Genomic DNA, 14002 nt, shown 5'->3' with positions numbered 1-14002 from the left:
CCGCGTGACGATTCGCTGCTATAACCGGGTTGCGCTGCTGCTGGCGCTGTTACTGCTGCTGGTGATGGCGCTGCCATTTATCAATTATGCGCCCAATCGGCTGTTATCCGGCGAGGGGCGCTGGCTGTGGCAGGTCAGTTCGTGGCTGGCAGGCGTACAGGCGGCGGTTGCGCTACTCGCGGTGCTGCTGTGCTGGTGTCCCGGACGCTTTCCACCGTTGCTTATTTTTCTGCTGGCGGAGATGCTGCTGCCGCTCTTGCTGTGGGGCGCCGGAAAAAGCGCGCTGCTATTGGAACAGAGCGGTTCTCCTCTGGCGCGCACCTCTCCCGGCAGTGGTCTGTGGCTGGCGCTGGCGTTCTGTCTGCTTATCGCCAGCGACGCTGTTCGCCGCATGACGCGCCGTACGCTATGGCGCTGGCTGTTGAATGCGCAAATCTGGCTGCTGCCCGCTCTGCTGCTCTGGCTGGGTACTCTCAATGGGCTCTCCTTACTTAAAGAATACGCCAATCGTCGCGATGTTTTTGACAATGCGCTGTATCAGCATCTGACGCTGCTGTTCGGCACTCTGCTGCCGGGGCTGCTGATTAGCCTGCCTGTTGGCGTTTGGCTCTGGCGGTATCCCGGCTGGCAATCGACGGTATTTGCTGTACTCAACGTTATTCAGACCATTCCCTCCATTGCATTGTTTGGCCTGCTTATCGCGCCGTTGGCCGGGTTAGCCCGTCAGTTTCCGTTGCTGGCGCAACTTGGCGTTTCCGGGACCGGCACAGCCCCCGCATTGATCGCCCTGGTTCTGTATGCGCTATTGCCGCTGGTTCGCGGCGTGGTTACCGGCCTGCAACAGGTGCCGCGGGAAGCGCTGGAGAGCGCTCTGGCGATGGGTATGAGCGCTCTCCAGCGTTTTTATCAGATACAGCTCCCGCTGGCATTGCCCGTATTGTTGCGCAGCCTGCGGGTCGTCAGCGTGCAAACCGTCGGTATGGCGGTGGTGGCGGCCCTGATTGGGGCGGGCGGTTTCGGGGCGCTGGTTTTCCAGGGGCTGCTCAGCAGCGCGCTGGATCTGGTTTTGCTGGGTGTGATCCCCACTATCGCGCTGGCGGTGGTGGTCGATGCGCTATTCGCGCTGTGGGGTGCGCTACTGAAAGGAGAGGTCAGTGATTGAATTCGACGGCGTTAACAAAGCCTTTGCCGGACAGCCTGCGGTGAAAAACCTTAATCTGCATCTGCGCGAGGGGGCATTTTCAGTGTTGATCGGCACCTCCGGCTCGGGGAAATCAACCACGCTGAAGATGATTAATCGTCTGGTGGAGCACGATAGCGGCGCTATCCGTTTCGCCGGGCAGGATATTCGCCAACAACCGGTTCTCGAACTGCGCCGTAGAATGGGTTACGCCATTCAGTCCATCGGTCTGTTTCCCCACTGGACGGTGGCGCAGAACATTGCCACCGTCCCGCAGTTGCAAAAGTGGTCGCGGCAGAAAACGCAGCGACGAGTTGATGAGCTGATGGCATTGTTGGGGCTGGAGCCACAACTGCGCGAACGCTATCCGCACCAGTTGTCCGGCGGTCAGCAGCAGCGTGTCGGCGTGGCCCGCGCGCTGGCGGCTAATCCGCAAGTGTTGCTAATGGATGAACCCTTTGGCGCGCTTGACCCGGTCACCCGTGAAGCCTTACAGCAGGAGATGATTCGCATTCATCGCCTGCTGGGACGGACGATTGTGCTGGTAACCCACGATATCGATGAGGCCCTGCGGTTGGCGGATCATCTGGTGCTGATGGATGGCGGCGAAGTCGTGCAGCAGGGCGAACCGCTGCAGATGCTTCTGCAACCGAAGAATTCGTTTGTGCGAACCTTCTTTGGTCGTAGCGAGCTGGGGGTGCGTCTGCTGTCGCTGCGTCGGGTGGGCGACTACCTGCGCCGCGACGAGCGTCTGAAGGGAGACGCCTTAAGCGTGGTGATGACTCTGCGCGAGGCGCTGTCGCAGTTCGTCGCCCGCCGTTGTGAGGCGCTACCAGTAGTCGATGAACAGGGGCAAGCCTGCGGGACGCTGCATTTTGCCGACCTGCTACGCGAGGAGGTCCGGCGTGAAAGTTCTGCATGATCCGCTGCTGTGGCTTACGGCCATGTTTGTCGTCTTGTTGCTGGTATTGCCCTACAGCGCGCCGCTGTTCAGCACGCTGTTTCCGCAATTGCCGCGCCCGGTTTACCAGCAGGAGAGCTTTGTCTCACTGACGCTGGCGCACTTTTGGCTGGTGGCGCTCTCCAGCCTGGCCGCCACGGTAGCGGGCGTCGGGGGCGGGATTGCGGTGACGCGCCCGGCAGGCCAGGAGTTTCGACCGCTGGTGGAGACCATCGCTGCGATGGGACAGACATTTCCACCGGTGGCTGTGCTGGCGATTGCGGTTCCGGTGATGGGATTTGGCTGGCAGCCTGCGCTGATTGCTTTGGCGTTGTATGGCATATTGCCGGTTTTGCAGGGTACGCTGGCCGGGTTGGGCGCGGTGCCGTCAGGGGTATTAACTATCGCTCAGGGGATGGGGATGAGCGGCTGGCAGAGGCTGATAAAAGTGGAGCTGCCGCTGGCGGCGCCAGTGATGCTGGCCGGTATTCGTACATCAACCATCGTGAATATTGGCACGGCGACCATCGCTTCAACGGTAGGCGCGGACACGCTCGGTACGCCGATTGTTATCGGTCTGAGCGGGTTTAATACCGCTTATGTCATCCAGGGGGCGCTGCTGGTGGCGCTGGCGGCGATTATCGTCGACCGTGGCTTTGAGCGGCTGAATCGGCGAATCAGCCGACACCGCCGCGAACAATAAACGAGTAACCGGCCAGCATAACGCCGCCAATCCCGCCGATGGCCATAACTAAGAACAGAGTGATGACCGCAATTTTCGCTGGCTTCATATTAGGCTCCTGATGTTAACGCAGGGATTATACGGTGAAGCGCAGGTGTTAATAAAACATTAATTGCTTTTTAGAGCCTATCCCACCAGGCGTTATTGGCGCAGCCAGTTTGAATACGGCCAGCGGGGAAGAACCGGAGCGTACACCTAGTACGTGAGGATTCAGAGCACTGCCCGGGTTCAAAATGACAAGCAAAATAGCCCTAATGGGATAGGCTCTTAGCTACGGTCATCTTCCCGGCGGAACTGCGTCGGGCAACGCGTACGTACGATCTGCGGGAGAGGTTGCCGCCGCATTATTCAGCCAGATAACCTGACGCTGTTGCTCCCAGAGACGCATTTGATTGACCTGAGCGCTACAGGGGGCGTCGCCGCACCAGATCATTAATGTGCTGTCGGGAAAAAGCTCCGGGCGAATCTGGGTCAGCGAATGGGCAAGGATATCCACCCGCCAGCCTTGCTCGCAGGCTATCCACCCCTCCAGCCACAGCCGGGTAATATCATTCACATTCCAGCCGATCACCAGCGCATGGCTGCCTGTGTGTTTTGCGGCGCCAGAAAGATGGCAGGCGACATGAGTAATCAGAATACCATCAAGAATACCCCGCAACGCCCGCAGCGCCGGCTGCGGGCTAAGCAGACGCTGGCGCAGCGGATTAATCAGGTGCTTAACCAGCGTGTGTGCTGATTCACTGTGGTTGCGCTCTTTCAGCCACATGCGCAAACGATGATAGCTGCCATTTTGCAGATAGCCGAGCAGGATCTCTTGCTGGGCACGCCAGCCATCGGCGATCTCCTGTTCGCTGTCCATCAACAGCGTTTTCACTTTCCCGACCTGAACGCCGGAATCGATCCAGCGCTTAATTTCGCGAATGCGGTCAATCTCATGATCGTTGAATAAGCGATGACCGCCATCGGTGCGCTGAGGTTTCAATAATCCATAGCGCCGCTGCCAGGCGCGTAACGTGACGGGATTGATGTCGCAAAGCTGCGCGACTTCGCCGATTGTATAAAGCGCCATTTTTTCCTCCCGCGCTGTTCTCCTGCATTAACTGTAGAAGCTGTTGGCTGAAAGCGACAATTTTGCTTATTTTTTGTCCAGAAAAGGACGGGGCTGGCAGCAAGAAATGTGATCGTTACCCTGAATTATCATTTTCTTGTATTGCTTCAAAGAAAGTTATTACCGGGCAGTGTATGTTACGCGCTTTCAGGCGAAGTGTGGTTTGCGGGTATGTACGAGTTTGATCTGGTGTTGCTGCTGCTTCAGCAGATGTGTGTGTTTTTGGTCATTGCCTGGCTGATGAGCAAAACGCGGCTGTTCATCCCTCTGATGCAGGTCACCGTTCGCCTGCCGCACAAATTACTCTGTTACGTCACCTTTTCCATTTTCTGCATCCTGGGCACCTACTTCGGTTTGCATATCGAAGACTCCATTGCCAATACGCGCGCGATTGGCGCAGTGATGGGGGGGCTGCTCGGTGGCCCGGTGGTCGGTGGACTGGTGGGGCTGACTGGCGGGCTGCATCGCTATTCGCTGGGGGGCATGACGGCGCTGAGCTGCATGGTCTCCACTATCGTCGAAGGCCTGCTCGGCGGGCTGGTGCACAGTATTCTGGTGAAGCGCGGACGGCCAGATAAAGTCTTCAGCCCGCTTACTGCCGGCGCGATTACCTTCTTTGCCGAATCGGTGCAAATGCTGATTATTCTGCTTATCGCCCGCCCCTTCGCCGACGCTCTGCATCTGGTGCAGAGCATTGCCGCGCCGATGATGGTCACCAATACCGTCGGGGCGGCGCTGTTTATGCGCATTCTGCTCGATAAGCGGGCGATGTTTGAAAAATATACCTCGGCATTCTCGGCCACGGCGCTAAAAGTTGCCGCTTCGACGGAAGGTATCCTGCGTCAGGGGTTTAACGAAGAAAACAGTATGAAAGTCGCGCAGGTACTGATCCAGGAACTGGATATTGGCGCGGTGGCAATAACCGATCGTGACAAGCTGCTGGCATTTACCGGGATCGGCGACGATCACCATCTGCCCGGTAAGCCGATTTCCTCCTCGTATACCCAAAAGGCGATTGATACCGGCGAAGTGGTCTATGCTGACGGTAATGAAGTGCCTTACCGCTGCTCGATTCATCCCGGCTGCAAACTGGGTTCCACGCTGGTTATTCCACTGCGCGGCGAGAATCAGCGGGTGATTGGCACCATTAAGCTCTATGAAGCGAAAAATCGTCTGTTTAGTTCTATTAACCGGACGCTGGGGGAGGGCATCGCGCAGTTGCTGTCGGCGCAGATCCTGGCCGGACAGTATGAGCGGCAGAAAGCGTTGCTGACGCAGTCGGAAATTAAGCTGCTGCACGCCCAGGTGAACCCACACTTCCTGTTCAACGCGTTGAATACGCTAAAAGCAGTGATTCGTCGTGACAGCGACCAGGCCGGACAACTGGTGCAGTATCTGTCGACCTTCTTCCGCAAAAACCTGAAACGGCCTGCGGAAATCGTCACCCTGGCGGATGAAATTGAACATGTGAACGCCTATTTACAGATCGAAAAAGCGCGTTTCCAGGCCAATTTACATATTCAGATGCTGGTACCCGACGCGCTGGCGCAGCATCAGTTGCCGGCGTTTACGCTGCAGCCGATTGTCGAAAACGCCATTAAGCACGGGACGTCGCAGCATCTCGGCGTCGGGGAAATTACCATTCGCGCCAGTCAGCATGAGCGCTGGCTGCAGCTGGATATTGAAGATAACGCCGGGTTGTATCAGGACAAACCTGGCGCTAGCGGGCTGGGCATGAACCTGGTCGACCGGCGGCTGCGGGCGCGCTTCGGAGTCGATTGCGGGATCTCCGTTACCTGTGAGCCGGAGTGTTTTACCCGCGTCACGCTGCGGCTGCCTCTGGAGGAGAACGCATGTTAAAAGTATTGATTGTCGACGATGAACCGCTGGCGCGTGAAAATTTGCGTATTCTACTGGAGGCACAGCCGGATATTGAGATTGTCGGCGAGTGTGGCAATGCCGTCGAGGCGATTGGGGCAGTGCATAAACTGCGTCCGGACGTTCTGTTTCTGGATATTCAGATGCCGCGAATCAGTGGGCTGGAGATGGTCGGGATGCTCGACCCTGAGCATCGGCCCTATATCGTGTTTCTCACCGCTTTTGATGAGTATGCGGTTAAAGCATTCGAAGAGCATGCGTTTGATTATTTGCTTAAACCGATTGAGTCCGGGAGGCTGGAAAAAACGCTGGCTCGCCTGCGCCAGGAGCGCAGCCTGCAGGATATGACCGTTCTCGACGATACCCAGCAGGCGCTAAAATATATTCCCTGCACCGGCCACAGTCGGATCTGGTTACTGCAGATGGAAGACGTGGCTTTTGTCAGCAGTCGGATGAGCGGTATTTACGTGACTGACAGCGAAGGGAAGGAAGGATTTACCGAACTGACTCTGCGCACGCTGGAGAACCGTACACCACTCTTGCGTTGCCATCGCCAGTATCTGGTCAATATGGCCCATCTTAAGGAGATCCGCCTTGAAGAGAACGGTCAGGCGGAGCTGCTGATGCGCGCCGGGCATACAGTACCGGTCAGTCGCCGCTATCTGAAAAGCCTGAAAGAGGCGATCGGGCTGTAAAACGGCGGAATCGTGATAGACTTAGCGCCAGAATTTTTCATCATGAAGGCATTATGATCAGTAACGATATCTTACGTAGCCTGCGCTACACCCTGAAAAGCAATAATAGCGGCCTGGTGCGCATTTTTGCGCTGGCGGATACGCCGGTCAGCGCGGAGCAACTGGTACCCTGGCTGAAAAAAGAAGACGAAGAGGGGTTTGCGCGCTGCCCGGATATCGTGTTGTCGGGTTTTCTTAACGGCCTGATTTACGACAAACGCGGTAAAGATGATGCCGCGCCGCCGCTGGCGCTCGATCGCCGGGTGAATAATAATATCGTGCTGAAAAAACTGCGCATCGCCTTCTCTCTGAAGACAGATGACATTCTCGCTATTCTTACCCAACAGAAATTTCGTGTCGCCATGCCGGAAATTACCGCGATGATGCGCGCCCCAGAGCATAAAAACTTTCGTGAGTGCGGCGATCAGTTCCTGCGTTATTTTCTGCGCGGGTTGAGCGAGCGCGAGCACGCGAAGCCGTAACCGGCATCTGGCCCCAGGCCAGAAAGAGGACGTTAAACGGTGGGTTGTGGAGAAAGTGGCGCATATTTGCTTTTCCCATTTGATTCAGTGTGCTGTTCCGTTCACCGTCAGTACGAGGATATATGCCGTCCCTGCAGCCTGTGAACGGCATGGGGGCGTTTCGCTCGCCCCCATGACCCCCGGCATTGCGCTGAAAACCTGCCGCTGCGCGGTCCGCTCCACTCCGGCTTCATCTGGCGGACCGGGCGGGACTCGACGTCCTGTCTCGTCCCATCCCTGGGACTCGCCCCTCCGGAGCCAGCGCAAGCGTTGTTCAAAATTGCTCCCGGCAATTTTGTCCCTGTCTCGACCCGCCCTCTGGCCGCCGTCCTGGCGGCCAGTCCTGGATGCGCGCCTGCGTTCCCGCCAGGTTTCCTTGATGCGCCCAACCCCCCTGCGGTGAGCCAACAATCAATCTGTTACTCTCCCGGCGCTGTAGGCCATAAAAAACCGACGATACCGTCAGTCCTGTCACCCCATCAGGCCGTTCGCTAAAACCACCCGAAAAAGAAAGTGAGGTATTTTAGAATAGATAAATAAAAAACGCTGCCGGAGCAGCGCTTTATGCAGTATTACTTAACCTGCTGACCTGGCTGTGCGCCGCTGTCCGGGCTCAAGAGGAAAATATCTTTTCCGCCAGGCCCGGCGGCCATCACCATACCCTCCGACATACCGAAGCGCATTTTACGCGGCGCCAGGTTGGCGACCATCACCGTCAGACGGCCAATCAGAACCTGCGGGTCCGGGTAGGCGGAGCGGATACCGGAGAAGACGTTACGCTTCTCGCCGCCGAGATCCAGCGTCAGGCGCAGCAGCTTGTCGGAACCGTCTACAAACTCAGCGTTTTCAATCAGCGCGATACGCATATCCACTTTGGCGAAATCGTCAAAACTGATGGTTTCCTGAATCGGATCTTCCGTCAGCGGGCCGCTTACCGGCGCTGACAGCGCTTTCACTTCCTCTTTCGACGCGTCAACCAGCGCCTCAACCTGCTTCATCTCAATGCGGTTATACAGCGCCTTGAAAGTATTGATCTTATGGCCGAGCAGCGGCTGCTGGATAGCATCCCAGCTTAGTTCGCTATTGAGGAACGCTTCGGCGCGCGTCGCCAGCTGCGGGAGAACCGGCTTCAGCCAGGTCATCAGCACGCGGAACATGTTCAGGCCCATGGTGCAGATGGCCTGCAGGTCGGCATCGCGGCCTTCCTGTTTGGCGACAACCCACGGGGCCTGCTCATCAACGTAGCGGTTCGCGACGTCGGCCAGCGCCATGATCTCGCGGATGGCTTTACCGAACTCACGGCTCTCCCAGGCTTCGCCAATGGTGGCCGCCGCGTCGGTGAAGGTCTTGTACAACGCCGGATCGGCCAGCTCAGCGGACAGCACGCCGTCGAAACGTTTATTGATAAAACCGGCGTTACGCGATGCCAGGTTAACCACTTTATTGACGATGTCGGCGTTCACTCGCTGGACGAAATCTTCCAGATTCAGGTCGATGTCATCAATACGCGAGGAGAGCTTGGCGGTGTAGTAGTAGCGCAGGCTATCGGCGTCAAAATGGTTCAGCCAGGTACTGGCCTTAATAAAGGTACCGCGTGACTTGGACATCTTCGCGCCATTGACCGTCACGTAGCCGTGCACGAACAGGTTGGTCGGCTTGCGGAAATTGCTGCCTTCCAGCATGGCTGGCCAGAACAGGCTGTGGAAGTAGACGATATCTTTGCCGATAAAGTGATACAGCTCGGTGCTGGAGTCTTTTTTCCAGTATTCATCGAAGCGGGTGGTATCGCCGCGCTTATCGCACAGGTTCTTGAAGGAACCCATATAGCCAATCGGCGCGTCCAGCCAGACGTAGAAATATTTGCCCGGCGCGTTGGGGATTTCGAAGCCGAAGTACGGCGCGTCGCGGGAGATATCCCACTGCTGCAGGCCGGATTCGAACCACTCCTGCATTTTATTCGCCACCTGCTCCTGCAGCGCGCCGCTGCGGGTCCACGCCTGCAGCATGTCGCTGAATGATGGCAGATCGAAGAAGAAGTGCTCGGAGTCGCGCATCACCGGCGTGGCGCCGGAAACCACCGATTTCGGTTCGATAAGCTCGGTCGGGCTGTAGGTCGCGCCGCACACCTCGCAGTTGTCGCCGTACTGATCCGGAGATTTACATTTCGGGCAGGTGCCTTTGACGAAACGGTCCGGCAGGAACATGCCTTTTTCCGGATCGTAGAGCTGAGAGATGGTGCGATTCTTGATGAAACCATTCTCTTTCAGGCGCGTGTAGATAAGCTCCGACAGCTCGCGGTTTTCCTCGCTGTGCGTGGAGTGATAGTTATCGTAGCTGATGTCGAAGCCAGCAAAGTCGGTCTGATGCTCCTGACTCATTTCGCCAATCATCTGCTCCGGCGTGATGCCGAGCTGTTGCGCTTTCAGCATGATCGGCGTGCCGTGAGCGTCGTCGGCGCAGATGAAGTTGACTTCGTGGCCGCGCATTCGCTGGTAACGGACCCAGACATCAGCCTGGATGTGCTCCAGCATGTGGCCGAGGTGGATTGAGCCGTTTGCGTACGGCAGCGCGCACGTTACCAGAATTTTCTTCGCGACTTGAGTCATAGTGGGGATTACATCTTCTATTGTAAAAAGGGGGTTTGATGTTACCGCAAAGGCAATAATTTGGTAAGCCCAAAGCTTATTGTGGGGGAATTATTCCCTTTGGGGTAAACTTAAGCGACAAGATTCAACTCACAATAACAAAAGGAGTCGGGATGAGTTCGCAAATCCTGGGCAAATCCCCCGAACGTCTACGCGCGATGGTCGCCGGGACCCTGGCCAATTTCCAGCACCCAACCCTGAAACATAACCTCACCACCTTGAAGGCGCTGCATCACGTCGCCTGGCTGGATGAAACCGTACATATCGAAATTCAGATGCCGTTTGTCTGGCATAGCGCATTTGAAACGTTAAAAGAGCAGTGCAGCGCGGAGCTACTGCGTATTACCGGGGCGAAAGCCATCGACTGGAAGCTGACGCACAGTATCGCGACCCTTCAGCGGGTGAAAAACCAGCCCGGTATCAACGGTGTGAAAAATATCATCGCCATCAGTTCGGGCAAAGGTGGGGTGGGCAAATCGTCCACGGCGGTCAACCTGGCGCTGGCGCTGGCGGCGGAAGGGGCGAAAGTCGGACTGCTGGATGCCGATATTTACGGCCCCTCGATCCCGACCATGCTTGGCGCGGAAGACCAGCGTCCGACCTCGCCGGACGGCACCCATATGGCGCCGATTATGAAATTTGGTCTCGCCACCAACTCCATCGGTTATCTGGTGACCGACGACAACGCCATGGTGTGGCGCGGCCCGATGGCCAGTAAAGCACTAATGCAGATGTTGCAGGAAACATTATGGCCGGATCTTGATTATCTGGTGCTGGATATGCCGCCAGGCACCGGCGACATTCAGCTGACGCTGGCGCAGAACATTCCGGTAACCGGCGCGGTCGTGGTCACCACGCCGCAGGATATCGCGCTGATTGACGCCAAAAAAGGCATCGTGATGTTTGAAAAAGTCGACGTGCCGGTGCTGGGTATCGTGGAAAACATGAGCGTGCATATTTGCAGCAACTGCGGCCACCACGAACCTATCTTCGGTACCGGCGGCGCGCAAAAGCTGGCGGAAAAATACCACACTCAGCTGCTGGGCCAGTTGCCGCTGCATATCACTCTGCGTGAAGATCTCGACAAAGGCACGCCGACGGTGGTGGCGCGTCCGGAAAGCGAGTTTACCGAAATTTATCGCCAACTGGCAGACCGCGTCGCGGCGCAGTTGTACTGGCAAGGGGAAGTGATCCCCGGCGAGATCGCCTTCCGCGCGGTGTAATTCTCTTATCATGCTGAACCGTGCGGTGTTTTGCAGCGCACGGTTTTTTTATACGCATCGCAAGAAAGTTATGCCGATCGGCCAGGTCAGTACCGGGATGTTAATGTTATTGCAGGGCGCGGATAATAATGACGCTTATCGTTGCTATAGCGTGATGTTTTATCCGCTGAAAAAAGCCGCAGCACGCCAGCGGCAGAGATGGCGCGCTGGCGAGTGGATGTTAACGATGGTAGAAAATCTCGCCATCATAGATTTTGAGGATTTTTCCCCCGGTATCGGTAATCAGCACGTAGCTCCCGCCCATATAAGTCCAGTGAGTACCGGCATCAGGCGCCGGAAGATTGCGCAACTGCCACTGCTTTATATTATATTCTGGCGTGAGGTACAGCGGCGGTACGGTATCGCCGATGCGGAATTGTTTGAAGTCTGCGGTAACGCCATCCAGCGCATATTTCTGTATCGCGCTGTCGGTAGCAGCCCATGCTCCACTCGTGCAGGCCAAGAGTACGCCCAGAAGCATCATTTTTGTTTTACGCATAATATCCTCATTATTATCCTGGACACAAAATCGCAGCCCCGTATCATTCCCGATGCATGAAGCAAATGGCAAGTGTTTGAGTGCTTAAAAGTGTAAGTAAACGGTGATGCACTGACGATTTTTGGGCGAATTGCGCCTGTTTTGAGAATAATCCAGGTTTGGGGGTTCCTATGTTCAGGCTGGAAGATCTGGCATTGTTTGTCCGCGCAGCGGCATTGAACAGTTTCAGCGATGCGGCGCGGGAAGCGGGGCTGCAGCCCGCGCAGGTCAGCGCGGCGATCAAGCGTCTGGAAACGATGCTGAATATTCGTCTCTTTGCCCGTTCAACACGGAGTTTACGCCTGACGCCGGAAGGGGCGATCTGGCTACCCTACGCGACGCAAATGCTCGATACTTTGCATGCTGGTTTGCAAAAAATTCACCCTCAGGATGATGAGGTTCACGGCACGTTACAAATTGCCGTACCGTCGGATCTTGGGCGTAATCTGCTTCTGCGTGTGTTTCGTGCTTTTCGCCAGCGCCATCCTGCGCTGCATTTACGGATTCTGTTTTCTGACCATCTGACCGATGTGTTTAAAGATCCGGTAGATGTTGCGTTTCGCTACGGCGATAATGGCAGCGCCTCGTTTATTTCTTTGCCGGTTGCGCCGGAAAACCGCCGGGTGCTGGTGGCCTCACCGGGCTGGATTGCCGAACATGGCGAACCGCAGACGCTGGCGGATCTGGCGCGACACAATGCGCTGACTTACGTGCTGCGAGGCAGAGCGTTCGACCGCTGGCCGCTCAGTCTGGATGGTCAGGTACACCACGTTCAGGTTTCCGGCACTATTGTGAGTGATGATGCGGAGGTGATTCGTCGCCTGGCCATTGCCGGGGAGGGCATAGCGTTTAAATCTCAACTGGACGTCGGCGATGATATCCGTGAAGGGCGGCTGCAGGTTCTGCTGCCGCACTATCAGGGAGATCGGGTGCCGCTGAATATGATTTGTCCACACCGCAAGCAGCTCTCTGCCGCGGTGCGCTTGTTGTATCAAGAGGTCAAAGCATACTGTGAAGCCATCAATTCCCCGATAGCGCTGCGCTGACAGGGCGACGTGGTTCATGCCGCGCGCGTTCGGGCCAGGGGCAACGCCCCGCTTGCGGGATAAGTTAATGTTTCACCAGCGTTGTAAAGTAGTACACCAGGGGAACAGAGAGGATCCACAGGCCAATCGGGATTTCCCGCCATTTTCCGGCAATGGTCTTAATCACCACGTAAAACAGCAGCCCACCGGCAATCCCGGTCCCGAAGCTATTGGCAATCAGGGTGATCATCACCATCATCAGCACCGGCAGCCCGTCGGTGAAATTCGCCAGATCCACTTTGCGCAGACCGCTGAACATATTCAAACCGATCAGAATCAGTGCAGGGGCGGTGGCCTCTTTTGGGATCATGAGCGCGACTGGCGTAAACAGCAGCATCAGCAGAAACATCACCGCCGCCGACAGCGCGGTTAACCCGGTTTTGCCGCCAGCTTCCGCGGCCGCCGAAGACTCAATCAGCGCGGTAGCCGCCGGAATACCGAGCCAGGGGCCAATGGCGGCGGCGATCGAGTCGACCATAAACGGGCGATTAATATGCGGCATATTGCCTTCTTCATCCAGCAACCCTGCTTCGCCGCCCACCGCCAGGGTGGTGCCCATCGTGGAAAAGAATTCCGAAGCGAAAAAGACGAACAGGAACGGCAGAAAGGCGATATTTAGCGCGCCGATCATGTCGATTTGCCCAAGCACTGGCGTCAGCGAGTGGGGCAGATCAATAAAGCTCTGCGGTAGTCTGGTCACGCCCATTGGAATACCGATGAGGGTGGCGAAGAGGATTGCCCACAAAATCGAACCGGGGATTTTTCTTGCCTGCAGGGCAATTGCCAGAAACAGTCCGCAAAGCGCCACCAGCGCTCCCGGAGAGAGAAAATCGCCAAGCATCAGGGCATGGGTTTTGGCGTTGGCCAGCACCAGCCCGGCGTTGCGAAACCCCAGCACGGCGACGAACAGCCCGATGGAGGCCGTCAGACCGAGCTTAATGGACTGCGGCACCGAACGGGTGACCACTTCGCGCAGGCCGAATTTGGTTAGCAGGAAAAACAGAATCCCCGACCAGCAGGCGATACCGAGACCGACCTGCCAGCCAATTCCCTCGCTGCCCGCGAGCGTCACGCCGACCAGTACCGAGCCGCCGATCCCCGGCCCGACGATAAACGGCAGGTTGGCGTAAAACGCCATCAGTAGCGTGCCGCCGATAAATACCAGAATCGTACCGGTGGTCGCCGCGCCTTTATCCATTCCGCCCACCGCCAGCAGACCGGGGATAACCACCAGCAGATAGGCGGCGGCGAGAAAACCGGTAATACCGGCGAGGCACTCGGTGCGCAGCGTGCTGCCGCGGGAATACAAAGCAAAACGGCGCTCCAGCCAGCTTGCTTGCGTAGAGGTATGAAGGGTATTGTCGGCCAT

General features: G+C 56.8%; 13 protein-coding genes. 8 read left to right on the top strand and 5 right to left on the bottom strand.

Annotated features, from left to right (window positions below; genetic code table 11):
- Positions 1-4 precede the first annotated feature (4 nt).
- The 3 genes from FN037_RS11310 to FN037_RS11300 are packed head-to-tail and all read left to right on the top strand — an operon-like array spanning position 5 to position 2823.
- On the top strand, positions 5-1162 hold the full coding sequence (locus FN037_RS11310) for an ABC transporter permease (RefSeq protein ID WP_142502265.1): 1158 nt from the start codon (positions 5-7) through the stop codon (positions 1160-1162).
- The gene (locus FN037_RS11305; protein WP_138359969.1) at positions 1155-2102 is read left to right on the top strand and encodes an ABC transporter ATP-binding protein; all 948 of its coding nucleotides are present in this window, start codon (positions 1155-1157) and stop codon (positions 2100-2102) included. The genes FN037_RS11310 and FN037_RS11305 overlap by 8 nt, the downstream gene beginning before the upstream one ends.
- Positions 2086-2823 (top strand): ABC transporter permease, encoded by a 738-nt coding sequence (locus FN037_RS11300; protein ID WP_142502264.1) that lies wholly within the window; start codon positions 2086-2088, stop codon positions 2821-2823. Before FN037_RS11305 ends, FN037_RS11300 begins: the two co-directional genes overlap by 17 nt.
- Here the strand turns inward: FN037_RS11300 and FN037_RS11295 are convergent.
- Both FN037_RS11295 and FN037_RS11290 read right to left on the bottom strand, forming a co-directional pair.
- Positions 2798-2911, bottom strand: a complete 114-nt coding sequence (locus tag FN037_RS11295; RefSeq protein ID WP_138359967.1) for a protein YohO — start codon at positions 2909-2911, stop codon at positions 2798-2800. The two genes, FN037_RS11300 and FN037_RS11295, sit on opposite strands and share 26 nt — an antisense overlap.
- Before the next feature lie 228 nt (positions 2912-3139).
- A complete protein-coding gene (locus FN037_RS11290) occupies positions 3140-3931 on the bottom strand; it encodes a MerR family transcriptional regulator (RefSeq protein ID WP_142502262.1) in 792 nt (263 codons plus the stop codon).
- Between the two features lie 210 nt (positions 3932-4141).
- Here FN037_RS11290 and FN037_RS11285 point away from each other — a divergent pair, with 210 nt between their 5' ends.
- Genes FN037_RS11285 through FN037_RS11275 form a run of 3 tightly spaced genes read left to right on the top strand, consistent with a single transcriptional unit; the run spans position 4142 to position 7064 of the window.
- A complete protein-coding gene (locus FN037_RS11285) occupies positions 4142-5830 on the top strand; it encodes a sensor histidine kinase (protein WP_142502260.1) in 1689 nt (562 codons plus the stop codon).
- Positions 5824-6543 (top strand): two-component system response regulator BtsR, encoded by a 720-nt coding sequence (btsR, locus tag FN037_RS11280; RefSeq protein ID WP_138359964.1) that lies wholly within the window; start codon positions 5824-5826, stop codon positions 6541-6543. Before FN037_RS11285 ends, btsR begins: the two co-directional genes overlap by 7 nt.
- 53 nt (positions 6544-6596) lie before the next feature.
- Positions 6597-7064: a DUF1456 family protein gene (locus FN037_RS11275; RefSeq protein WP_138359963.1), complete on the top strand. Its 468-nt coding sequence runs from the start codon at positions 6597-6599 to the stop codon at positions 7062-7064.
- 611 nt (positions 7065-7675) lie between these two features.
- Here FN037_RS11275 and metG read toward each other — a convergent pair.
- Positions 7676-9709 carry a methionine--tRNA ligase gene (gene metG, locus FN037_RS11270; protein ID WP_142502259.1) on the bottom strand — a complete coding sequence of 678 codons (2034 nt, stop codon included), beginning with the start codon at positions 9707-9709 and terminating at the stop codon, positions 7676-7678.
- Positions 9710-9861: 152 nt separating this feature from the next.
- Between metG and apbC the strand changes: the two genes are divergently transcribed.
- Complete coding sequence (apbC, locus tag FN037_RS11265; RefSeq protein WP_138359961.1) at positions 9862-10971, top strand: iron-sulfur cluster carrier protein ApbC; 1110 nt, start codon at positions 9862-9864, stop codon at positions 10969-10971.
- 220 nt (positions 10972-11191) lie between these two features.
- Here the strand turns inward: apbC and FN037_RS11260 are convergent, their stop codons facing one another.
- Positions 11192-11509, bottom strand: a complete 318-nt coding sequence (locus tag FN037_RS11260) for an RcnB family protein (protein ID WP_138359960.1) — start codon at positions 11507-11509, stop codon at positions 11192-11194.
- A gap of 170 nt (positions 11510-11679) precedes the next feature.
- Here FN037_RS11260 and FN037_RS11255 point away from each other — a divergent pair, with 170 nt between their 5' ends.
- Complete coding sequence (locus FN037_RS11255; RefSeq protein ID WP_138359959.1) at positions 11680-12594, top strand: LysR family transcriptional regulator; 915 nt, start codon at positions 11680-11682, stop codon at positions 12592-12594.
- Positions 12595-12658: 64 nt separating this feature from the next.
- Here the strand turns inward: FN037_RS11255 and FN037_RS11250 are convergent, their stop codons facing one another.
- Complete coding sequence (locus FN037_RS11250; RefSeq protein ID WP_142502258.1) at positions 12659-14002, bottom strand: NCS2 family permease; 1344 nt, start codon at positions 14000-14002, stop codon at positions 12659-12661.

Origin of the sequence: Klebsiella sp. 2680, from assembly GCF_900198535.1 — a bacterium.
In the GTDB taxonomy this organism is placed as follows: domain Bacteria; phylum Pseudomonadota; class Gammaproteobacteria; order Enterobacterales; family Enterobacteriaceae; genus Klebsiella; species Klebsiella indica.
Note: the sequence above shows the minus strand (reverse complement) of the source record. Positions and strands in the feature narration are given on the sequence as shown.

Coding starts and splice junctions, on each gene's coding strand:
- btsR (WP_138359964.1), top strand. CDS start 5,824: ATGTTAAAAGTATTGATTGTCGACGATGAACCGCTGGCGCGTGAAAAT.
- FN037_RS11275 (WP_138359963.1), top strand. CDS start 6,597: ATGATCAGTAACGATATCTTACGTAGCCTGCGCTACACCCTGAAAAGC.
- metG (WP_142502259.1), bottom strand. CDS start 9,709: ATGACTCAAGTCGCGAAGAAAATTCTGGTAACGTGCGCGCTGCCGTAC.
- FN037_RS11290 (WP_142502262.1), bottom strand. CDS start 3,931: ATGGCGCTTTATACAATCGGCGAAGTCGCGCAGCTTTGCGACATCAAT.
- FN037_RS11295 (WP_138359967.1), bottom strand. CDS start 2,911: ATGAAGCCAGCGAAAATTGCGGTCATCACTCTGTTCTTAGTTATGGCC.
- FN037_RS11285 (WP_142502260.1), top strand. CDS start 4,142: ATGTACGAGTTTGATCTGGTGTTGCTGCTGCTTCAGCAGATGTGTGTG.
- apbC (WP_138359961.1), top strand. CDS start 9,862: ATGAGTTCGCAAATCCTGGGCAAATCCCCCGAACGTCTACGCGCGATG.
- FN037_RS11250 (WP_142502258.1), bottom strand. CDS start 14,002: ATGGCCGACAATACCCTTCATACCTCTACGCAAGCAAGCTGGCTGGAG.
- FN037_RS11255 (WP_138359959.1), top strand. CDS start 11,680: ATGTTCAGGCTGGAAGATCTGGCATTGTTTGTCCGCGCAGCGGCATTG.
- FN037_RS11260 (WP_138359960.1), bottom strand. CDS start 11,509: ATGCGTAAAACAAAAATGATGCTTCTGGGCGTACTCTTGGCCTGCACG.